Origin of the sequence: Marinobacter suaedae, from assembly GCF_030519635.1 — a bacterium.
GTDB lineage: Bacteria > Pseudomonadota > Gammaproteobacteria > Pseudomonadales > Oleiphilaceae > Marinobacter > Marinobacter suaedae.
Map to the genome: position 1 here is coordinate 737,538 of NZ_JAUMIS010000001.1, position 21,803 is coordinate 759,340.

22 protein-coding genes are annotated in these 21,803 nt (G+C 58.3%); 15 read left to right on the forward strand and 7 right to left on the reverse strand.

Annotation, left to right across the window (positions count from 1 at the left end; translation table 11 throughout):
- Positions 1-138 precede the first annotated feature (138 nt).
- Together QVZ43_RS16435 and QVZ43_RS03420 are read left to right on the forward strand one after the other, a co-directional pair.
- Entirely contained in the window at positions 139-282 is a 144-nt protein-coding gene (locus QVZ43_RS16435) for a DUF2256 domain-containing protein (protein ID WP_223794373.1), read from the forward strand.
- Complete coding sequence (locus QVZ43_RS03420; protein WP_302908876.1) at positions 279-1,802, forward strand: FAD-binding domain-containing protein; 1,524 nt, start codon at positions 279-281, stop codon at positions 1,800-1,802. Before QVZ43_RS16435 ends, QVZ43_RS03420 begins: the two co-directional genes overlap by 4 nt.
- Positions 1,803-1,858: 56 nt before the next feature.
- Here QVZ43_RS03420 and QVZ43_RS03425 read toward each other — a convergent pair whose 3' ends face one another.
- On the reverse strand, positions 1,859-2,350 hold the full coding sequence (locus QVZ43_RS03425; protein ID WP_302908877.1) for a hypothetical protein: 492 nt from the start codon (positions 2,348-2,350) through the stop codon (positions 1,859-1,861).
- 225 nt (positions 2,351-2,575) lie between these two features.
- Between QVZ43_RS03425 and QVZ43_RS03430 the strand changes: the two genes are divergently transcribed.
- Positions 2,576-3,241 (forward strand): cation efflux transmembrane domain-containing protein, encoded by a 666-nt coding sequence (locus tag QVZ43_RS03430; protein ID WP_302908878.1) that lies wholly within the window; start codon positions 2,576-2,578, stop codon positions 3,239-3,241.
- Here the strand turns inward: QVZ43_RS03430 and QVZ43_RS03435 are convergent.
- The gene (locus QVZ43_RS03435; RefSeq protein WP_302908879.1) at positions 3,238-4,155 is read right to left on the reverse strand and encodes an AEC family transporter; all 918 of its coding nucleotides are present in this window, start codon (positions 4,153-4,155) and stop codon (positions 3,238-3,240) included. The genes QVZ43_RS03430 and QVZ43_RS03435 overlap by 4 nt on opposite strands.
- A gap of 315 nt (positions 4,156-4,470) precedes the next feature.
- Here QVZ43_RS03435 and trhA point away from each other — a divergent pair, with 315 nt between their 5' ends.
- The 4 genes from trhA (at position 4,471) to QVZ43_RS03455 (ending at position 7,129) form a co-directional block, all read left to right on the forward strand.
- A complete protein-coding gene (gene trhA, locus QVZ43_RS03440) occupies positions 4,471-5,154 on the forward strand; it encodes a PAQR family membrane homeostasis protein TrhA (RefSeq protein WP_302908880.1) in 684 nt (227 codons plus the stop codon).
- Between the two features lie 73 nt (positions 5,155-5,227).
- The gene (locus QVZ43_RS03445) at positions 5,228-5,683 is read left to right on the forward strand and encodes an EVE domain-containing protein (RefSeq protein WP_302908881.1); all 456 of its coding nucleotides are present in this window, start codon (positions 5,228-5,230) and stop codon (positions 5,681-5,683) included.
- A 137-nt stretch (positions 5,684-5,820) separates the two neighbouring features.
- Positions 5,821-6,210, forward strand: a complete 390-nt coding sequence (locus QVZ43_RS03450; RefSeq protein WP_302908882.1) for a septal ring lytic transglycosylase RlpA family protein — start codon at positions 5,821-5,823, stop codon at positions 6,208-6,210.
- Between the two features lie 103 nt (positions 6,211-6,313).
- Entirely contained in the window at positions 6,314-7,129 is an 816-nt protein-coding gene (locus QVZ43_RS03455) for an ion transporter (RefSeq protein WP_302908883.1), read from the forward strand.
- 66 nt (positions 7,130-7,195) lie between these two features.
- Here QVZ43_RS03455 and QVZ43_RS03460 read toward each other — a convergent pair whose 3' ends face one another.
- The 5 genes from QVZ43_RS03460 to QVZ43_RS03480 all read right to left on the reverse strand — a co-directional run bounded on the left by QVZ43_RS03460 (position 7,196) and on the right by QVZ43_RS03480 (position 13,574).
- Positions 7,196-8,086 (reverse strand): hypothetical protein, encoded by an 891-nt coding sequence (locus QVZ43_RS03460; protein ID WP_302908884.1) that lies wholly within the window; start codon positions 8,084-8,086, stop codon positions 7,196-7,198.
- Positions 8,087-8,224: 138 nt separating this feature from the next.
- Positions 8,225-9,592: an alpha/beta hydrolase gene (locus QVZ43_RS03465; RefSeq protein ID WP_302908885.1), complete on the reverse strand. Its 1,368-nt coding sequence runs from the start codon at positions 9,590-9,592 to the stop codon at positions 8,225-8,227.
- A 64-nt stretch (positions 9,593-9,656) separates the two neighbouring features.
- Positions 9,657-9,989 carry a hypothetical protein gene (locus QVZ43_RS03470; RefSeq protein WP_302908886.1) on the reverse strand — a complete coding sequence of 111 codons (333 nt, stop codon included), beginning with the start codon at positions 9,987-9,989 and terminating at the stop codon, positions 9,657-9,659.
- A gap of 68 nt (positions 9,990-10,057) precedes the next feature.
- Entirely contained in the window at positions 10,058-11,989 is a 1,932-nt protein-coding gene (locus QVZ43_RS03475) for a DUF3604 domain-containing protein (protein ID WP_302908887.1), read from the reverse strand.
- A gap of 79 nt (positions 11,990-12,068) precedes the next feature.
- A complete protein-coding gene (locus tag QVZ43_RS03480; RefSeq protein ID WP_302908888.1) occupies positions 12,069-13,574 on the reverse strand; it encodes a DUF1214 domain-containing protein in 1,506 nt (501 codons plus the stop codon).
- 218 nt (positions 13,575-13,792) lie between these two features.
- Between QVZ43_RS03480 and trhP the strand changes: the two genes are divergently transcribed.
- The 8 genes from trhP to QVZ43_RS03520 all read left to right on the forward strand — a co-directional run bounded on the left by trhP (position 13,793) and on the right by QVZ43_RS03520 (position 21,782).
- Positions 13,793-15,106, forward strand: a complete 1,314-nt coding sequence (trhP, locus tag QVZ43_RS03485) for a prephenate-dependent tRNA uridine(34) hydroxylase TrhP (protein WP_302908889.1) — start codon at positions 13,793-13,795, stop codon at positions 15,104-15,106.
- 424 nt (positions 15,107-15,530) lie between these two features.
- Positions 15,531-16,979: a Fe-S cluster assembly protein SufB gene (gene sufB / locus QVZ43_RS03490; protein WP_302908890.1), complete on the forward strand. Its 1,449-nt coding sequence runs from the start codon at positions 15,531-15,533 to the stop codon at positions 16,977-16,979.
- 58 nt (positions 16,980-17,037) lie between these two features.
- On the forward strand, positions 17,038-17,811 hold the full coding sequence (sufC, locus tag QVZ43_RS03495) for a Fe-S cluster assembly ATPase SufC (RefSeq protein ID WP_302908891.1): 774 nt from the start codon (positions 17,038-17,040) through the stop codon (positions 17,809-17,811).
- Positions 17,812-17,823: 12 nt separating this feature from the next.
- The gene (sufD, locus tag QVZ43_RS03500) at positions 17,824-19,110 is read left to right on the forward strand and encodes a Fe-S cluster assembly protein SufD (RefSeq protein WP_302908892.1); all 1,287 of its coding nucleotides are present in this window, start codon (positions 17,824-17,826) and stop codon (positions 19,108-19,110) included.
- A gap of 6 nt (positions 19,111-19,116) precedes the next feature.
- Positions 19,117-20,370: an aminotransferase class V-fold PLP-dependent enzyme gene (locus tag QVZ43_RS03505; RefSeq protein ID WP_302908893.1), complete on the forward strand. Its 1,254-nt coding sequence runs from the start codon at positions 19,117-19,119 to the stop codon at positions 20,368-20,370.
- A gap of 13 nt (positions 20,371-20,383) precedes the next feature.
- Positions 20,384-20,737 carry a HesB/IscA family protein gene (locus QVZ43_RS03510; protein ID WP_302908894.1) on the forward strand — a complete coding sequence of 118 codons (354 nt, stop codon included), beginning with the start codon at positions 20,384-20,386 and terminating at the stop codon, positions 20,735-20,737.
- A gap of 44 nt (positions 20,738-20,781) precedes the next feature.
- Positions 20,782-21,324 (forward strand): putative Fe-S cluster assembly protein SufT, encoded by a 543-nt coding sequence (gene sufT, locus QVZ43_RS03515; protein WP_302908895.1) that lies wholly within the window; start codon positions 20,782-20,784, stop codon positions 21,322-21,324.
- Positions 21,324-21,782: a SufE family protein gene (locus QVZ43_RS03520; RefSeq protein WP_302908896.1), complete on the forward strand. Its 459-nt coding sequence runs from the start codon at positions 21,324-21,326 to the stop codon at positions 21,780-21,782. Before sufT ends, QVZ43_RS03520 begins: the two co-directional genes overlap by 1 nt.
- Positions 21,783-21,803 lie beyond the last annotated feature (21 nt).

The window sequence follows — 21,803 nt, forward strand, 5'->3', positions numbered from 1 at the left end:
GGAACCGGCCGGACTCGTAACAACCTGTCCGTAAAGATAAACACAGTTGCCGTTCCTTGCACATTCGACCGGCGGGTAATCCCCGCCCAGTGCCACAACGTAATTGCTCTAGAAGCCACCAATGAACGACGGAGTGCCGTGCACACCAAATCCCACCTTCCCTCCAAACTCTGCCCGGTATGCCACCGACCGTTCAGCTGGCGAAAGAAATGGGCCAGAGACTGGGAGCAGGTTCGCTATTGCAGCGAGCGCTGCCGACGTGACCGGAGCCGCGCATCATGACCACGCTGGTCTGGTTTAAACGGGATCTGAGAATTGACGACCATGGCCCTCTGACTGCCGCTGCCGAGCTGAATAAAGCCGTCATCCCCCTGTACATCGTGGAGCCAGACTACTGGCAACTGCCCGATACCTCCGCCCGCCAATGGGCGTTTATTGAAGAATCCCTGGAGGATCTGCGCCGACAACTGCGCGGCCTTGGCACCGATCTGCTGGTACTGACAGGGAATGCCCGGGACGTGCTGGCGCAGCTGCACCGCTCGATGCCTTTCCGCCGGGTCTTTTGTCATCAGGAGACGGGCGGGCACTGGACCTTCGAGCGGGATAAAGCGGTGATAGGCTGGTGCCAGGAACAGAACATCGAGTTTCGGGAATGGCAGCCCTATGGCGTGGTTCGCAGGCTGCAGGACAGAGACCTCTGGGATGGCGCCTGGAACACCCTGATGAAGCAGGCGCTGTTGCCGCCTCCTGACCGCCTGGCCAAACCAGAGGGTCTTGAGCGCCTGTGGCAGCCGATGAACATCCCCGACCTGGCAGACTCGTCGCCCTGCCCGGACCGCCAGATGGGCGGCAGCCAGAATGCCCGGAAACTGCTGGGCTCGTTTCTGGAACGTCGCTGCGTGGGTTATCAGTACAACATTTCCAGCCCGCTGACCGCGGTGCGAGCCTGCTCCCGACTCAGCCCCCATCTGGCTTATGGCACCCTCAGCGTGCGGGAGGTATATCAGGCGGCGAAAGCCACCGGCACAGACGCCAGTAGCCTGCCCAGAAAAAAGCGCAGCCTGACCAGTTTCCGTTCCCGACTGCACTGGCACTGCCACTTTATCCAGAAGCTGGAAGACGAACCGGAACTGGAATTCCGGGCCATGCACCGGGAACTGGAACAGTTGAAAACGGCGGAGGATGCGTCGGAGCGTCTGCAACGCTGGCAGGAGGGAGAGACCGGCTGGCCGCTGGTGGACGCCAGTATGCGGGCACTGCAGCACACCGGCTGGATCAACTTCCGTATGCGAGCCATGTTAATGGCGGTTGCCAGCTACCATCTCTGGCTGCACTGGCGGGCGCCGGCGCTCCACCTGGCCCGGCAGTTCACCGACTTTGAGCCAGGTATCCACTATCCACAGGCCCAGATGCAGTCCGGGCTGACCGGCATCAATGTCTGGCGTATATACAACCCCGTCTTGCAGAGCCAGAAGCTGGACCCTGAGGGGGAGTTCATCCGGCGCTGGGTGCCAGAACTTCAGAGTGTGCCTACCGAATTCATCCACACGCCCTGGCTGATGACACGCCCGCAGAGAGCACGCTACGGCGGCAACACCTACATTGCACCGGTATGCAACCACGAGCAGGCCGCGCGTGCGGCCCGCAAGGCGATGGGAGCCTTCTACAAGGCCCGCGTGTCGAGGGAGGAAACACAAAGAGTGCTGGCGCGCCACGGCAGCCGGAAGGGGCCGGCACAGCGCAGGCCCCGGCCATCATCAAACAAGACACCTGCCGACTCGCAACTGTCCCTGTTTGACTAGCAAACTGACTCTCGGTTCAGTGGGACTTACAAGGTTGAGCTAGACGTTCAAGACCATCAGTTCTGGTTCATCTGCTGTTGATGGCGGAACATCTGTTCCATCATCAACTGCATCTGGTTCATACGCTCTTCCATCATCCGCATGCGCTGATCGACGCTTGGCTGATCACCTCCATCGGACTGTTTACCCGAACCAGGCTGGCCTTGCATCATGCCCTGCCCCTGATTGCCATGCATCATCCCTTGGCCGCCATACCCCATCATTCCAGGGCCCATCATGCCCTTGTGCATCAACTCCATCTGCTCTTCCATGGCTTCCCAGTGCTCTTCCATCAGGCGCTGCCGTTCTGCCTGAGATCCGACGTCCGGAACCTGCTGCATCATATTGTCCATCCGGGACCAGTTTTGATGCATCTGCTCCATTTGTTCCGGGCTCATCATCATTCCGGGCCCATGCCCCGAGGCCGGCCCGTCACTGCCGTGGGCAAGCACCCAAACCGGCACGGCAACCAGCGCACCTACAGCGATCAAACGTGTTACGGTATTCATGATCCATCTCCTTACCTTCGGCCGGATATCCTGTTCAAGGTTAGATGCCAACGACCGTACTGCAAATGAGGGCGTTCACCTGAGTGACCCAGGGTTGATCTGTGTCAGTTATAGCCTGCTCAGGGCCTGTTCACAGTTCCGTAACCTGTCGGCGTGTTGTTCCGAAAATCACGGAGCGTTAAGGTTGTAGGCGCCCGCTTCCAAACCATCAGCAGGAGATTTTCCATGGCGTGCAGTTGCTCTGCTCCAGAGTCCGGTTCCCCGGCCCCAGGATTTCGGCGGGCGCTGTGGATCGCGCTCTGGGTGAACCTGGCCATGTTCGTGGTCGAGGGTGTGGCCAGTTTCCAATCGGGTTCCGTCTCGCTGCTCGCCGATGCCATCGATTTCTTCGGCGACAGCGCCAACTACATTCTGTCACTGAGCGTGCTGTCCATGGGTATGCTGTGGCGCAGTCGTGCGGCCATGGTCAAGGGGCTGACCATGGCGATATTTGGTCTGGTGGTCTGGGGACGAGCAATCTGGATTGCCAACAGCGGCACAACCCCCGAACCCCTGACCATGGGTGCCGTGGGTCTGCTTGCATTACTTGCAAACGTGAGCGTTGCCCTGCTGCTGTACAAGTTCCGGGAAGGTGATTCGGATATGCGCTCAGTGTGGCTATGCAGCCGCAATGACGCCATCGGAAACCTGGCCGTCATGGCCGCCGCATTTGGCGTATTTGGCACCGGCAGCGCCTGGCCTGACCTGATCGTCGCCGCGATCATGGGTACCCTCGCCGTCACCGCCGGAATCAGTGTGGTGCGTCACGCCCGCACGGATGCTGCAAACGCCCGAGCCACAGCCAGATCTGTGCAAGTTGAACCCTGCAGCTCGTCAGCCGGAACAAACTAGAAGGCCAGTGAAACCATCACCGGGATATACACCAGTGCAAACAGCGTGGTGAGCAGCACGGTACCCGCGACCTGCCTGGGGTGAGTATCCAACAGCGTTGCGATGACCACCGCATTGGCGGCAATGGGCGTAATCGAAATCAGGAACAGGGCCTGGTGCACAGCGGGCTCGTACAATCCCAGCACGTGCACATCCAGCCACCAGAGCAGCCCCACCACAATCGGCCAGGACGCGAATTTGCCCCAGAAGGCCAGCGCCGTGAATCGGATGTTGCCAGCCAGCCCCCGGAAACTGGAAATGCTCATCCCGATGATCATCATCCCCAGCACGCTGTACGCCCCGCGCAGGTTGTCGAACAGCGGAACGAAGGTCTCCGGTATACCCGCCCCCGACAGATTCAGGATAACGGCCAGCAAAAAGGCATAGACCGAGGGCAACCGCGCAACCCGCAGCAAGGCATCCTTGATGCTGTAGCGGCCCCGCGCCGCCAGATAAAAACCCACCGAGGTTTCGAATAAGGTGCAGCCGAGCATGCACACAATGTAGAGCGCCAGACCCTCCTCCCCGAACAGCAGCAGTGCCACGGGTATGCCGAAGTACCCGGTATTGCCTGAACCCACGCACAATGGAAGGATCCGCTCACTGCCATCGCCCAGCACCGAATGCCCGATTTTGAGGTGCACCACCGCCAGCAAGGAAGCAATAGCGAAGACCAGAAACGGCAGGAAAATCACTTCCAGCGAGAGCGGTGCCGCCATCACACCGGAGAACACCACCGACGGGGTGACGATGTACAGCATGATACCGGCGATGTGCTTGCCGCTGGCCTCCAGAAAACGACCCGCGATCCATCCCAGCATCACGGTGACGTACAGGGGAATCAGCTTGACGAACAAAGCCAGCGCGGCAGTCATGGGGGCTCCGGTAATACCAATCACGAACAAGGCACGAAGTGTAACGCGATCTTAAGATCAGCTACACACAGCCCTCTCCGGCCACGCATAAAAAAGGCGGCAGGAGAGCCTGCCGCCAGGGGTACACAACAAACAACGCACAGAGGTCAACGCACTTCATGGTTGATCTACTAACCTTATACGCAGGTGTCCGACAAATGAGATCAACGTCACAAAAGAAAAATCAGGGTGCCTCGGTCAAAGTTTCTGAGCAAGTGAACACCTATTAATCAAAAACAAATTGCGTACACATGTACGCTCAAGTAGGGTGCACTTATGAATCAACAGAACCCGCAATCCATGCCTGACTCGCCAGCCAGCTCCATACATCACCGCATCGAAGAGTGGCTGAACAGCGCTACCCACGGGATTGGCACACTCCTGAGTATCATTGGCACCATCGTACTGGTGGCGGGAGCCAGCCAACTGGAAGACAACTGGAAGCTGGTGAGCTTCAGCATCTTCGGCGCATCCCTGATCCTGCTCTACCTGGCGTCCACCCTGTACCACGGCACCCGCCACCCGGAGCTCAAAAAGTTATTCAAAACTCTCGATCATTGCGCCATATTTTTGTTGATCGCCGGGACCTATACCCCCTTTCTTCTGGTCAACATGCGGGGAACGGTGGGATGGACCCTGTTTGCGATCATCTGGTCACTTGCGATAACCGGGGTGGTACTGAAGATCATCTTCAAGAACCGCTATGAGCTGGCACGGGTTGGCATCTATATCGCCATGGGCTGGCTGATTATCTTCGCCTCCTCAGACCTCGTCGCCAGTCTCAGCGACACGGCACTGACACTGATGATCGCCGGCGGAATCGCGTACACCGGTGGCGTGGCGTTTTACCTGGCCGATCGCATCCCTTACATGCACGCCGTATGGCACCTGTTCGTCATTGGCGGCAGCGCTTGCCACTTCAGTGCCGTGTATTTCGGAGTTTTGCCGCACGCAACCTGATCTCGTCGGCGGGTTTCATTCTGCCGACGGGGTTCCGCTATACTCCGCCGAAATTAACCGGACGGAACACGCAATGGCAAAGTGGTTGGCTAAATCAGAACCCGATGAGTGCGGTATTGACGACTTCGCACAGTCACCGGATTCCGTCATCCCGTGGGATGGCGTACGGAACTACCAGGCCCGTAACTTCCTGGCACAGATGGCAGTAGACGACGAAGTATTCCTGTACCACTCCAGCTGCAAGCACATCGGCATCGCCGGCATCGTCAAAGTAGTCCGGGACGCCTACCCGGACCCGGCCCAGTTCAATGCAAACTCTCCCTACCACGACCCGAAGAGCACACCGGAGAAACCCCGCTGGCAAGCGGTCGATTTTGCCTTCGTCAAAAAGCTCCCGAGACTGATTCCTCTGGATGAGCTCAAATCTCTGCCCGGGCTTGAGCAACTGCCGCTGGTTCGCAAAGGTAACCGCCTGTCGGTTATGCCCGTCAGTGAGGAGGAATGGCAGACCATCCTTCAACAGGTTTAGCGGCCAGATTTCTCCAACAAGCCTTTCAGATGCCCAGCGGCGCGGACACTGAACCCGGAGTATCCGGGACTATCAGCCCAACGGGTCACATCAAACCCACTCAACTCAAACACAGACAGTTGAAGAGAACTCAAATTATGATGACCACTCTCAGAAACGGTGCGGCTGCTGCGCTCCTTAGCCTGATCGCTGGATGCTCAACGGCTCACCCGGGGGCCGGAGGCAACACAGAAGGTTTCACAGAAACCGGCCAAGCATCGTTTTACGCGGACAAATTTCAGGGTCGACAGACAGCCAGCGGCGCCCTTTACAAGCACGACCTTTATACCGCCGCACATAAGACCTTACCGTTTGGCTCGACGGTCCGGGTCACCAACACCACGAATGGCAAGAGTGTCGTGGTTGAAGTGAATGATCGGGGCCCGTTTGTTAAAGGCCGCATCATCGATCTCTCAAAATCGGCGTTTAAGAGCATTGCAAATACGTCGCTCGGTTTGATTGATGTGAAAATTGAAGTGCTGCGTTAATGCGTAGCGACCTGTTCGCGCAGCCACCCCGACATCCCCGCTCTAGAATGCCCTTTCAAGGATCATTAGAATTGCCCGTTCCGACGTTACCTGGAGTTCCCGCATGTCCCCGGAAATGAGTCCCTCGCAGGGCTTCAACCAATTGCGCCGCATAGAATCGAGCAAGATCTTTCAGGGCGTCGTCATCGCCATCATCATCCTGTCGGCCCTGACGATCGGTGCAAAAACCTACGACCTTCCGGCCTGGGCTGAGCAGAGCCTGATCCTGACGGACAACGCCATTACCCTGTTCTTCCTGGTAGAGATCCTCTTCCGGTTCGCCGCCTGCCCCAATAAGCGCAAGTTCCTGCTGGATGGCTGGAACCTGTTCGACACCATTGTGGTGATTGGCAGCCTGATTCCTCTGGACAACTCCGAAGCGGTCCTGCTCGGCCGGCTGCTTCGGGTGTTCCGGGTACTGCGTCTGGTATCGGTGGTGCCGGAACTGAGGCAACTGATCAACGCCCTGCTCAAGGCCATTCCTCGCATGGGCTACATCGCCCTGCTGATGTTCATCATCTTCTACATTTACGCCGCCATGGGCGCGATCTTCTTCGCCGAGGTGGATCAGGAATTGTGGGGTGACGTGGCCATTTCCATGCTGACCCTGTTCCGGGTGGCCACCTTCGAGGACTGGACCGACGTCATGTACGCCACCATGGAACAGTACCCGATGAGCTGGCTGTACTACCTGACCTTTATCTTCCTCACAGCCTTCGTGTTCCTGAACATGATGATCGGCGCGATTCTGGAAGTGATGGGCGAGGAGCAGAACGCCCAGCAGGCGCAGAAAGCCCATGACGAACGGGACGAAATCGTGAAACAGCTGCACGCCGTTCAGCGCAAGCTGGATGAGCTGTCCCAACGGCTGGAACGATAGACACTCACCGTTGAGCTGCAGGGAATCCCATCGCTCCCGTATGGCGATGGGATTTCCACATTGCCCCTAGCGTTTTTCCGACCGGTGCAGAAACCACTCCCCTTCCGTATCCCGGCAAATCTGCAGCTCGGTTTTCTTGAACAGCTCATCCCCTTTGCGACTTCTGAGTGCCACCAGCCGGCAATCCATTCCGTCGATCACCCGATTGGAGAGCAGTTCGTATTGCAGGGAAATGTTTGGATCTTCGGTCACAAAGGTCTGCATATCGCCGATCTCCGCAGTATTCACAAACCCTCGCATGCGATTCTTGAGTTCGGCCTCGTCGCTGTCTGACAACTTGGCGTTAGAGGGCAACAGAAAGTCCGTGACATTCCCGAGGAGTTTGACCGGCGCCTTGAAAATGCCCGAGATCATGCCGGTGAAAACATTCTCGCCAGCCGATGACGCAATTTCATCGGCTTCCAGAACGATCCCTTCGATCCGATTAAGCGTTGGCGGGATGGTTTCGCGAATACGTCGGCTTTCGTCCAGTATCTGAGGCACCAGAAGCCGATAGGCCTCTGATTCTATAACCAAATCTGGAATCTGGGCGCGGATACGGGCGGCCTCGGCCCGAATCTGCGCTGCTTCCTTCCTCATCAGATCCGTTTGCTCCAGAATGGCCGGCAGACTTTGCCGGATGGCGGCCGATTCATCCAACACATCCGGAACCAGCAAGCGGACCGCCTCCACCTCGGCAACCGCATCTTCAGCCAGACTTCTGGCCTGTTTCGCTTCCTCAAGAAAATCCGGCACCAGCTCAACCACTGGAGTCAGGGATTCCACAACCCCCTCAGACTGCGTCACGATCAGCTCCACCCGGTCAGCGGTCTGGAGCAAGGCATAGCCGAGGTAGAAAATGGACGCTGCCAACAGCACGATGCAGAGTGAATGGAAGCCCTGTAGGATCGTCTTCACAGGCCAGTCTCCGGTGGGTCCACGCTTTGCAGCGGGATCAGAAAAGCCTAGTTCAATCCCCCAGAACCGTCCAAACCCGGGCGCGGTGATGATGTTGCAACCCCAGAGTTCTGAGTTCTTGCAGTTCGACCACCCGACTTATTCTGAAGGGGCTTGATCTCCCTCTGCCCAGTCAGGATTCAGGCGCTGGATGTTGCCCCAAAGGCGGGATATGTAATCCGGCGGAAAGGTGTAGACGGGCAGATCGGTTTGCCGAACCAGGCCTCGCTGCTCGGGCTCCAGCCCGTAGTAAAGCGTCATCAGAATGTCGCTGCTGGCCCAGGGGCTTTGCCGGAAATAGTGATGTCCATTTCCATCGGTTGCGCCCTCGGCTTCCGTCACGTTGATAAAGCTCATCTGCCCCCGCAGGTTTTCCAACGCCTGCCGCGCTTGCGGGTGTATCTCGTTGCCATCCCCCGTCCAGAGTTCGCCAAGGCGTCGTTTATTGGTCAGGAATCTGGAAATGCCCAAAGCCTTGTCTTCTGCGGATACGTAGACGGAGAGATGCCGGCACACCTTTAGCAAACCGTCCGCCAGCGAGTTGCCGAAGGCGGCCCGGTCAATATCGCTGCCCAGCAAAATCACGTTGCCGATACGAAGGGTTTCCTGAATCTCTTCCTCAGTCCGGTGCTGGTTAATGAGCGCCAGCTGTTCCAGAGCCTGCACCACCAGCCGGGTGCCGTTGCTGTAGCCGATGATGTGAATTTCTTCAGCGTTGGTTTTCTCCGCCAGTACTTCAAGCAGCAGCCGCAGATTTCGAGCATAGCCCACAGCCGTATCCGAATCCTTGATGTAGGCCAGCCGGTGCGGTGTCGACGGCCAGGCGTAGGCAATGAATGCTCCTCGATAGCCCAGGAAGTGCCAGAGCTCCGCCGATACCAGCAGCGGATTAACGAACGTCACCAGATAACCGTGGGTATACAGGTAGATATCTTTCGAGTCCGAATTCGCCAGTTGGTCGTTAATGGCTTGTGCAAACTGATCGACTGCATCCGGGGGCAGCGGGGCTTCTTCGGGTAAACCGGCATCCACCCAGTAGGGAATGGTCTCACCGACAATGCCCCACTCGGTGACCTTGCCAATCTTCACCGGAAATTCCGCCGTTCTCGCTTTCAACAGCGAAACCTGCCTTGCTTGCTCCCAGGTCAGGTCGCCCTCGCCCATCTGAATTTCCGCGTACCCAACACGCAGCACCTGCCCGCGCTCGTTCCGATAGAATAGTTCCTCATCATCGGGGCCCGCCGGCTGGCGATCGGTGGCGTAGAGAATGCCATCGTACGGAATATCCAGGAAGGGATTGCTCTTGGGTAATGGATTAAACAACCCATCACCATAAACGTCCGGTGGCGGCATGAGTTCCAGTTGGCCGACAGGCTTCTGAGCGCAAGCAACAACCAGCTGCAAGAGCAGAACCAGAAGGGAGCCCCGCAAAAACCTCTGGCAGTCAACAGCGTTACTGCACCTCATGGCCACTCTCCCAAATGCCCGCCATAAAGCACGGGGTGCGGTTCGCGGGATTGTACGTTCGTCGTCAGTAGGCGATAGCCTCGACGGTTATACACTGCTCCAGATACCCAAACTGCCAGTTCGTACGATCGTCGATCGCTATATCGGCGAGGTATTGAGTGCCGTCGCGGGCATTCTTGGCCGCCCGAACCGCTTCGCTGGTCGAAACGCCTTCCCCCATGGGCAACACATAGAGGAACTTTGTCTGACAGCTACTGCCCTCTACCTTGCCCAGCGGCTCTGACCCTTCGATGACACCGCCTGCAACGTAGCTGATGGGCGCGTAGGAGCCATGAAAAGAGGAGGAGCATGCCGTCAACGCAAACACCATAAACAAGATGACACGACTCTTTTCCATTCCCTCTCACCTCAGCGGCCAAGTCCCTTTAAAACAAATTGGACAACATTGTTCCAAAGCGCAAAGCATCAACCACCGGGCGTGTACCAGACCGGTGACGTATATGCCCGCTCCTGATGGGTAGGCTCAACCTCTTCCGGCAAATCGATCCCGAAAAACGCCGCATCATAGGTGCTCCAGCGCGGGGTTGGAATCTCCAGCACGCGCACGTAGTAGAACGCACGTTGCTGGGCATCAAAGTCAGGATCCTTCCAGTACGCCAGCATCAGTGCGTCACCAATGCTGTTGCTGTAGGTCGCCTGCTCAACATCCACCGTATTCCCCACAGGTTTTTCGCATTGATGCTGGTCGGTGATCGCTCGGTCGTCCGAACACAGCACGTCATACACCTGCTCATGCAGTTCGCCATCACCATCCATCCAACCTTTGACGATCTGGATGCGATCCAGGTTGGCGCCGTCCACATCACGCAGTGCCCGGATCATAAAGGTGGGAGCTTTGCCGTCCGGTGCATTTTTCAGGTCTCCGCCCATGGGCACGCCGCGGACATACCCCGTTTTGGCAAAGTCCGGCCGTTGCACTTCGGATTCTTCGAAGTCCCACCCGGCGAACATCCGCACGGTGATGCGCGTGCCCGTGGTGGCGTACACTTCTTTGCGGTTCAGGGCATCCCAGATCGCTTCGCGGGTATTATCCGTCGCCCAGACCGCCGCCAGGCCCGAAGACAGCGAGTTCAGATGGCGAATGGTGACATCCGGGCCGCCGGGCTCCTGCAAGAAGCCGGTGATTTTTTCCTCGAAACGTTCAGGGCTTGCCGTCGGCTCTACCGGCGTGGCCTTGCCGAAAAAATTGTTCTCTTCGGTTGTCGCCAGCGAGGTATGGCTGTCGGTGGAACCGATCATGCCGAACTTGAACGGATTAACGCCCAGGTCTTCTTCGTACTGCAGCCCTCGTTTGTAGGCTTCCCGGGCGTATTCACGGGGCAGCATGTCCTGCGTCTTGGGTTCCGGGCCAAAACTGCCTTTATCCCAGGTGCCATAATCGGCAAACTCGTCATTCGGTGACAAAGCCGGGTGGGCCTCACCGTCGCCCTTCATTTGCGTGACTTCGTACACGGGTTCCCAGCGCATCCGCCGCTCGGCGTAATCCTGATCTATCTCCTTGCCGGAGAGTGTCTCATCGTCGAACATCAGGCCGTTGGAAAGGTTGCCATTATGCGGGATGGCCAACGCGCGGCCACCGGTTTTTTCCTCGTAAGCCTGCATCCAGGCCCAGAGATCTTCGGGGTCTGAGGAGTCGTAATTGGAGATAGGAACAATCTGGTCCGCCTCGTCCTTGCCATCCCGGAAGATCACATTGCGATGCATGTTGTTCCCGTTAGGGCTCGCCGTCCACTCAAAACCAATCAGCGCGGTGAACTTGCCGGGATCATTGTATTGTTCCGCCGCTTTTGTCACCCGCTCCCACATGGTACGGAGCAGTCTGGTTTCCTCGGCCAGCGGGTCCTCGCCCAGGGTCATGCCTTCTCCCCAGAGCGCATAGGCGTCGCCAAATTTGCCATCGTAAACCAGTTGGGCAATCTTCCGGCCGAAGTCCGTTGCCAGCAAGTCCGGGTTACGCTCGGCGATCATTGGCGCCAACCCGAGGTTCTCGGCGTGATCGGCCACAACCAGGAAATCCAGCGGGCGCTGTAACCGGGCCCGGACACCGTTACTGGCAACAACCATGTCGCCCAGCGCAAAGCGGTAGGCCTCTTCCAGCCCAAGTGTATTGCCGACCATGCCGGCATCGGTTGAAAGGGCTGTGTGCAGGTGAGTGTCGCCCCAGAACACACGCTGTGGATAACCGATATTCAGGTAAGGCGAATACTCTTTCTCGCCGACATGATCCTTCTCTGTGGGTCCCGAGCCATAGCCGGCGTAGGAATCTTCCGCCGATGCCCATGGCACAAACAGCATCGTCAAAGCGGGTATCAGGCAGGTTCTGAGTGTCACGTTCATGTTTCGCTCCTTGTTTCGCAATCGAAATTCAGGCTGAACGAAACACCACACTTCTCCGTAGGCGGCCTGCAGTATTGTTCTATAACTTTTTCGCCTTCGGCGGCGACCAACTCTTGTACTGCTCGAGGTCCGGCGAGTACAGCCGCATGATCAGGCCCAGGTCCTCATCCTTGCGCTCTATGGGCAGCCAGTTCTCCTCAGGCACCCCCTCCGGTTGCTCAGCGGCAATCACTATGCGGATGCCACCCTCCTCGTCGAGCTGGAAACCGGCGTTTTCACCCACGCTGTATTTTTTTCGGTCGTTAGGAATGAAGAAACCATTATCCAGATCATAGAGCGTGACTGACCAGAACGCGTTGACCGGCGGCAGATCCTCGGCGGCCATGACCAGTTCATAATCGAACATCGCATTCATCGGCGCACCGTCCTCCGTGCCGATGGGCGGATAGAGCGCCTCACGGGCAGGTTGGCCAATCGGCCCAATGACCGACTGGAGCGCCAGCAATTCTGCGGTCATCTGCCCCTTGGGCTGGAACAGATTCGTGAGGTTCCTTGAGGTGAATTCCGCGTCGTCCATACTCGCAAGGCGCTTGGCCGCGAAGTCCTCGGCCACCGAACGCAGCGCGGCACCATCGATCTCTGCCACGGCATCGGGGTCAAACACCTTACCCGGCTCAACCCCCAGGGGCTTGAGGGCATCGAGCAGCGCCTGGTCCAGCTCGTTTTCGGGATCGAAGGTGGTGTGATTGACCACAAATTGCATCACTTCCAGAAAGCGATCCTCAAAGATCTCGAAATCCGAGCCAAACTCCGGGAAATGAGTAAGGTCCTCTTTCACATCCAGATTTCTTTCGATGCCGGATGGACTGCCCCACGGCACGAAATGACTTTCATTGCCGCGCCGGCCAAGAAACTCGGATAGCGGCTCCACATCGACGCTGCGCATAGCGGCCAGGTTGGCCTTCAGCCGCTCAGGCTCAGCGGCGTGCGGCATCACCCGGAACACAGCACTGACAAAGTCACCGGTGACCTCAAACACCTCGTCCACACCGTCGACCGGTTCGCCCTGATAGCCTGGCGTGCGCTGGCTGTAGAACAACATCGTGGCAGGCTCATCGAAGTCACCCTGCCCGGTGGACATCGGGATATTCACATAATGGTCATAGCCCGTGACCATCAGGGAGACGTACGTGGAGTCGAAGGCGGGGATCTCCAGCACCACGGGCTCTTCGGTAACATCGATCATGGCACCGATATAGAGCGTGTCGTTGTTCGGGCGCGCAATGCCCTTGAGCGTGTGATCCGCCAGCGCCGTGTTGGCTTTCACCCGGTTGTAGCCACCGGTATTCATTGGGTTGCGGGCATCCAGCGCAAACTTGTTGTTGACGTTGAACATGGCTATGTACGGGTAGGATCGAAGTACAAGCTCCTCCATCTCGGCGTCCGACATTTCATATCCCCGCCCTGACTGGCCCCACGCGATACTGGCCATCATCAGGCCACACAATAGAACCAACTGAATGACCACGTACTTTAAGGTGAAGCCCTTTCCGCCCGGCGTAGAATCTGAGTAACGGCGACGCATGGCAAATCCCTCGGAGAGAAGTGTCTGTGTGCCCCCACGTCCAGTCGGCAAACTACGTCACCGCCAGAGAGCAATTAGCCAGTTTAGTACAACCCTCCTGAAGCACGCTCACGCAGATTGACCTGCATCAACATTGAGCCAGATCAAGACCTGAATCTTCGGCCACTGGCAGACTGGCGCGCTTTTTATTTCCCTGTCCCAGCAATTCCGGAATCACCATGCGAACGCCTGAACTCCTCTGCCCTGCCGGCACCCTTGAGCACCTTGAAACCGCCTTTGCCTATGGCGCAGATGCCGTCTATGCGGGCCAGCCCCGTTATTCCCTGCGCGCCAGAAACAACAGTTTCAAAACCGTGGACACCCTGGCCACCGGGATTGAGCGGGCACGGGCGCTCGGCAAACAGCTATACGTGGTGTCGAATATCGCGCCCCACAACAGCAAGGTGAAAACCTTTGTGGATGACATGGCATCGGTGATTGAGCTGAAGCCCGATGCCCTGATTATGTCCGATCCGGGGCTGATCATGATGATCCGCGACAAATGGCCGGACCAACCCATTCATCTGTCGGTACAGGCCAACGCCGTCAACTGGGCGACGGTGGAATTCTGGCGTCGGCAGGGCATCAGCCGGGTGATCCTGTCCCGGGAGCTGGACCTGAAAGAGATCGCCGAGATTCGCGAGCGGGTGCCGGAGATGGAACTGGAAGTCTTTGTCCACGGTGCCCTGTGCATGGCCTATTCCGGCCGCTGCCTGCTGTCGGGCTACATGAATCACCGGGACGCAAACCAGGGCACCTGCACCAATGCCTGTCGCTGGAATTACCGGGAAGTCCAAAGCACCCATGACCAGAGTGGCGACCTGATTCCTGTACAGCAGTTCGATCCCGACGCCAACGCCCGGGAAATCCTGCTGGAGGAACCCAACCGTCCGGGCAGTTTCATACCTGCCTATGAAGACGAACACGGTACCTACATCATGAACTCCCGCGACCTTCGGGCTGTGCAGCATGTGGAAGCCCTGTGCCGGATGGGTGTCCACTCCCTGAAGATTGAAGGCCGCACCAAGAGCCCCTACTACGTGGCGCGAACCACCCAGGTGTATCGCCGGGCTATTGACCGCGCCGTGGCGGGCCTGCCGTTCGATATGGGCCAGATGGACGAGCTCGAGGCTCTGTCCAACCGTGGTTACACCGAAGGCTTCCTGCGCCGGCACCTGCCACAGGAATATCAGACCTACGAACAGGGCTCGTCATTACAGGGTACCCAGCAGGTGGTGGGGCAAATCGTCGACGCCGACGACCGGACCATCACCATTGATGTCAAGAACCGCTTTGGCTGCAACGACCCACTGGAGCTGATGACACCGGACGGCAACATCCGCTTTGCGATCCAAAGAATGGAAACCCGCGAAGGAAAGTCTCTGGATTACGCCCCCGGCAGCGGTTATGTTGTTCGAATCCCGCGACCGGAAGGCACGCCGGCTAATCTGGAATACAGCTACCTGACCCGCATCCTGAACCAGGAAAGATGAAGCCATCCGCCAGCAGGCAATGGCTGGCGACTGGTCGGCGTAAGCTACTCAACCGATCTGCAAGACCTCTAGGAAACCGTTGACTGAGCGCCACAGGGCCCGCTTCGGTTTTCACGCCTTGGTACCCGCGCCTCCGGATGCGGTATAATCCGGCCACGCACGATTTAATACCTGACTAAAATACTATGGTATTGTATAATCGCTCGCCAGAACTGACGGGCGCGCCGGTTTTTTATGCTTTTTTAGCACTGCAGCCGGCCTTTCACGAACCCGTCATCCAAAAAACGATTGCAGGGCGTACTCACAAGATGAGCGACCACTGCAACACCCAAACTTAAGACATCCGCCCGGCGGCCAGACACCAAAGGCCGGCGGCACACCAAGGGCGACAGCGCCCGCGATGAGAGAATACGGAGCGACGATCATGGCGACCACCGATCAAGAGGTGAACGAGCTGATCAAAAAAGGGTACGAGCACGGCTTCGTAACCGAAATTGAGGCCGAAACCTTCGAACCCGGCCTGAACGAAGACGTCATTGCCCGGCTATCCCAGATCAAGGGCGAGCCCGAGTGGATGCTGGAGTGGCGTCTGAAAGCCTATCGTCGCTGGCTCGAAATGGACGAGCCGGACTGGGCCCACGTTGGCTATCCGAAAATCGATTACAACGCGATCTCCTACTACTCGGCGCCCAAGCGCAAAGAGGACATGCCTCAGAGCCTGGACGAAGTGGATCCGGAGCTGCTCAAGACCTATGAAAAGCTGGGCATCCCCCTGCACGAGCGGGAAAAGCTCGCCGGTGTTGCGGTCGATGCGGTCTTCGATTCCGTCTCCGTTGCGACAACCTTTAAAGAGCCGCTGGCCAAGGCCGGCGTGGTGTTCTGCTCCATCTCCGAAGCCATTCGCGATTATCCGGAACTGGTGCAGAAGTACCTCGGTTCGGTGGTTCCCCAGGGTGACAACTTCTTCGCCGCCCTGAACTCCGCGGTGTTCTCAGATGGTACCTTCGTGTATGTGCCCAAGGGCGTTCGCTGCCCGATGGAGCTGTCGACCTACTTCCGGATCAACGCCGCCAATACCGGTCAGTTCGAACGCACGCTGATCATTGCCGAAGACAGCAGCTACGTCAGCTACCTGGAAGGTTGTACCGCGCCTATGCGGGATGAAAATCAGCTGCACGCGGCGGTGGTAGAGTTGGTGGCGCTGGACGATGCCCAGATCAAGTACTCCACCGTGCAGAACTGGTACCCGGGCGACGAGAACGGCAAAGGCGGTATCTACAACTTCGTTACCAAGCGGGGCGCCTGCATCGGCAGGAACAGCAAGATCTCCTGGACCCAGGTAGAAACCGGTTCCGCCGTCACCTGGAAGTACCCCAGCTGTGTGCTGCGGGGCGAGAACAGCGTGGGCGAGTTCTACTCCGTGGCGCTGACCAACAACTTCCAGCAGGCCGACACCGGTACCAAGATGGTCCATCTGGGCAAGAACACCCGTAGCACCATCATTTCCAAGGGTATTTCGGCCGGCAAGAGCTCCAACGCTTACCGCGGCCTGGTGAAATTTGGCCCGGGCGCCGAAGGTGCCCGCAACTTCACCCAGTGCGACTCCCTGCTGATCGGTGATCGTTGTGCGGCGCACACCTTCCCGTACATCGAGAGCAAGAACAAGTCGGCCATCGTTGAGCACGAGGCCACTACCTCCAAGGTCAGTGACGAGCAGATGTTCCTGTGCCGTCAACGTGGTATCGACCCGGAGCAGGCGGTGTCCATGATCGTCAACGGCTTCTGTAAGGAAGTATTCAAGGAGCTGCCCATGGAGTTCGCCGTAGAAGCCGGCAAGCTGCTGGAAGTCAGCCTGGAAGGTTCCGTGGGCTAAGCCACGGAAAGACGCCAAGACACGAATTCAAAAGTTTAGAGAAGAGAGAACCCCATACATGCTGAGCATCAAAAACCTGCACGCATCGGTTGAGGGCAAAGAGATCCTCAAGGGCATCAACCTGGAAGTAAAGGCGGGAGAAGTACACGCCATCATGGGCCCGAACGGTTCCGGCAAAAGCACCCTGTCCCAGGTGCTGGCAGGCAACGAAGCGTATGAGGTCACCGGCGGTGAGATCACCCTCAACGGCAAAAACCTGCTGGAGCAGGAAACCGAGGAGCGCGCCCGCGAAGGCATCTTCCTGGCGTTCCAGTACCCGGTGGAAATCCCCGGCGTCAGCAACCTTCAGTTCCTGCGTACTGCGGTGAACGCCATGCGCACCCACAAGGGTGAGCCGGAAATCAACGCCGCTGAATTCATGAAGCTGGCGAAAGAAGTTTCCAAGCAGGTGGACCTGGATCCGGCGTTCCTGAAGCGCGGCGTGAACGAAGGTTTCTCCGGTGGCGAGAAGAAGCGTAACGAAATCATGCAGGCCCTGCTGCTGCAGCCGCAGCTGGCGATCCTCGACGAGACCGACTCTGGCCTGGACATCGACGCCCTTAAGATCGTCTCTGACGGCGTGAACGCTCTGCGTTCCGAAGATCGTGCGATCCTGATGGTGACCCACTACCAGCGCCTGCTGAATCACATTGTGCCGGACCACGTTCATGTCCTGGCCGGAGGCAGGATCATCAAATCCGGTGGCCGCGAGCTGGCCCTGGAACTGGAAGAGCGCGGCTACGGCTGGCTCGGCATCCGGGACGAAGACACAGTCAACGAGACGGGTCAGTAAGGAGGTCATGGAATGAAACCAGCCCCGACTCTCTCATCGGCCTTTCTGAAGCCGGGCGGGCAATCTCTGCCGGCTCCGCTGCTGGCACTGCGCGAAGAGCGCGGCACTGGCCTTGTGGACATGCCGCTGCCGACGCGCAAAACCGAGAACTGGAAGTACTCCAGCAAATACCTGAAGCTGGCCGACGAGATGGCCACTTCTCTCTCGAATGAGGGCAAGCCTGGCCCGAGCCTTGCTGCGCCCGGCTACAAGGTGGTTTTCCTGAACGGCGTGATGATGCCGGAGGCCAGCGATTACCCGGATCTGGACGACATTCGAATTCGCAGCTTCAGGGACCTGTCGGACGACGAGGCCAAAACGCTCGCCTCGCGACTGGACAGCACCCTGGACACCGATGCCGTACAGATGGCGCGCCTGAATTCGGCCCGGTTTGAAGACGGCCTGCTGATTCAGCTGAAGCCGGAGGCCCGGCTCGACCAGCCGCTGTTCATCGTGCACGAAGTGACAGCCGACGCCAGCGGCTCTGCATTCCCGCGCATTTTCGTCGAGGCGGCGCGCCACAGCCAGATCACCCTGGTGGAAGAATACATCTCCAGCGGCAGCGAGCCGGTGATGGTCAACACCGTGACCGAGTTTGACCTGGCCGACGGCGCCAGCATCACCAGTGTGCGCCTGAATACCGAAGGCGACAGCGTTCAGCACATCGGCGCCACCGGCGTTCGTCAGCAACGCGACTCCCGCTTTGAAAGCCACACCGTTGGCTTCGGCGGCCCCCTGCGCCGCCATGACCTGCAGGTTCGCCTGGAAGGCGAAGGTGCCGAATGCAAGCTGAACGGCGTGGTGGTGACCCAGGACAAGCAGCATTACGACAACCACACCTGCATCGAGCATGTGGCCGCCCACTGCAACAGCGAGGAAACCTACCGCAATATTGCGGCAGATACCTCCCACGCGGTGTTCAACGGTCGCATTCACATCCATCAGGATGCGCAGAAGTCCAATGCGGACATGAACAACAAGAACCTGTTGTTGTCCAACGGTGCAGAAATCGATACGAAGCCCGAGCTGGAAATCTACGCAGACGATGTGAAATGTGCCCACGGTGCCACCATCGGCCAGCTGGACGAAACCTCACTGTTCTATCTGGTGTCTCGCGGCATTGGCAGGCGAGAGGCCAATGTGCTGCTGACCATGGCGTTTATTAATGAACTGGTGGAAGAGATTCCGGTGGACGCCGTGAAGGAAACGGTTCAAGTGCAGCTCAACCAGTTCTTCGAACACACCTTTCAGGAGGCGTAACCGGGTATGACGGATCTGTCCGTGGCAAACTCAGCCAACAAGCCAGCGTTCGACGTAGCGGCCATCCGGCAGGACTTTCCAATCCTCGCCCAGCAGGTCAACGGCAAGCCGCTGGTGTATCTGGACAACGGCGCATCGGCCCAGAAGCCGCTGGCCGTACTGGACGCCATGGACCGTTACTACCGGGAGATGCATTCCAACGTGCACCGTGGGGCCCATACGCTGGGCGACCGGGCCACGACCGCCTTCGAAGGTGCCCGTGAAACCGTTCGCCAGTTCCTGAACGCCGGCAGCACCCGGGAAATCATCTGGACCCGGGGCACCACCGAGGCGATCAACCTGATTGCCAACGGCCTGGCCCCGCGCCTGAACGAAGGCGATGAAATTCTCGTCAGCCGGATGGAGCACCACGCCAACATCGTGCCCTGGCAGATGGTGGCCGAGCGCACCGGTGCGAAGGTGGTTCCCATCGACATCACCCCGGAAGGGGATCTGGACCTAGATTCGTTCAACCGCCTGCTTGGGGATCGTACCAAGATCCTGGCCATCACCCACGTATCCAACGTACTGGGCACTTTGAACCCGGTGGCCGAGCTGATCCAGAAAGCGAGGGCGCGTAACGTTCTGACCGTCGTGGACGGTGCCCAGGCCGTACCGCACTACCAGCCGGATGTGCAGGCGCTGGACTGCGACTTCTACGCGTTTTCATCCCATAAACTGTTCGGCCCCACCGGCATCGGTGTGCTGTACGGCAAGGCCCGGCTTCTGGAAGACATGCCCCCTTACCAGGGCGGCGGCGAGATGATCGAGCGGGTGTCGTTCGAGAAAACCACCTGGAACACCCTGCCCTACAAATTCGAAGCCGGTACCCCAGCAATAGCTGAAGCGGTCGGACTGGGCGCGGCCATCAAGTACCTGAACGGTCTTGACCGGGCCGCCATGGAGGCCGCCGAACGTTCACTGCTTGAACGCGCCAACCAGCTGGTTGAAACCGTACCCGGCATGGAAATCATTGGCACGGCAAAGAAGAAGGTGCCGGTGATGTCGTTCAAAATCGCCGGCCTGCACCCCAGTGACATCGGCACCCTGCTGGACCAGCAGGGCATTGCCATCCGCACTGGCCACCATTGCGCCATGCCACTGATGGATTTCTATGGAGTTCCCGGTACAGCACGGGCCTCCTTTGCGTTTTACAATACTATGGAAGAGGTGGACCAGTTGTTTGCCGCCTTGCAGAAAATCCAGCGCCTGTTTGCCTGAGGGAGGTCGACCCATGACAGCCGAAGTCTTTACACCGACCGTCGCCGTGACCATGACCGATAGCGCGGTTAAGCATGTACGCAAGCAGCTGGAGAAAAAGCCAGAGGCCCAGGGCATTCGCCTGGCCATCAGGAAAAGCGGCTGCTCCGGCTTCAAGTACGAGACGCTCTGGGCCGAGTCCATCGAGGCCGATGACCGGGTGTTCCATGTGGACGGTGTGGACATCATCGTGAAGGAAGAACACCTGCCACTGGTGAACGGCATCGAGATTGATTTCGTCACCGTCGGCGTAAACTCTATGTTCCAGTATCGCAATCCCAACGCCACCGCCGAATGTGGCTGCGGGGAAAGTTTTACCGTTGCCTGAGCCTGCTCGGGTAGCCAACTGACATCAGCGAGGCCATTTTGGGCATGCAAGAACGGGAAGTGGTCCTGACCAAGCGCGAAGTAGAGGCGCGCCTTGTCCCTGCCGGCACCGAAATCATGATTCCGGCGGACACCTTTGTGACCATCACACAGTCACTGGGCGGTAGCTTTACCGTCGCGGTCAACGGCAACCTGGCCCGCATCGAAGGCCACAATGCCGACGCCCTGGGCAAGAAGCCACTGGAAAGCAGCTTCGACACCCCGGAAGACGGATCCATCAATGAAAACCAGGTGTGGGAAGCACTCCGTAACTGCTACGACCCGGAAATTCCCGTGAACGTCGTGGATCTGGGCCTGATCTACGAATGCAAGATCGAAAACGGCACCGAGGATGGCAATCACGTCTACATCAAGATGACGCTCACCGCCGCAGGTTGTGGCATGGGACCGGTGATCTGCGATGATGTGAAACGCAAGACCGAGCATGTTCCCAACGTGGACAAGGTGACGGTGGAACTGACCTTCGATCCGCCCTGGAGCAACGACATGCTCACCGACGAAGCCAAGCTCGAACTGGGAATGCTCTGATGACCGCAAGCGAACAGGATTTCAAGAACAACCCGCTGGGCACCAAGACGACCCTGGAAGACGTCACCGACGCTTTCGAATTCCTGGATGACTGGGAAGAGCGTTACGCCTACATCATCGATCTGGGCAAGCAGCTACCGGCGTTCCCCGATGACGCCCGGTTGGAAGAGAATTACGTGCACGGCTGTCAAAGCCAGGTGTGGCTGATTCACCACTACGACGAAGACACCGGCAAGCTGTACCTGCTGATCGATTCCGACGCTATGATCGTGCGCGGCCTGGCCGCCATCATCCTGGTGGCTCTGAATGGCAAGTCCCCAAGGGAACTGCTCACCACGGACATCGATGAATTGTTCGAAGAGCTGGACCTGTTCCGCCACATCTCCCCGACTCGCGGTAACGGGTTGCGGGCCATGGTTAGCAAGATCCGGGATATTGCTGCAGCTCAGGCTGCCTGAGCCGCAGCGGTAAACGTTACC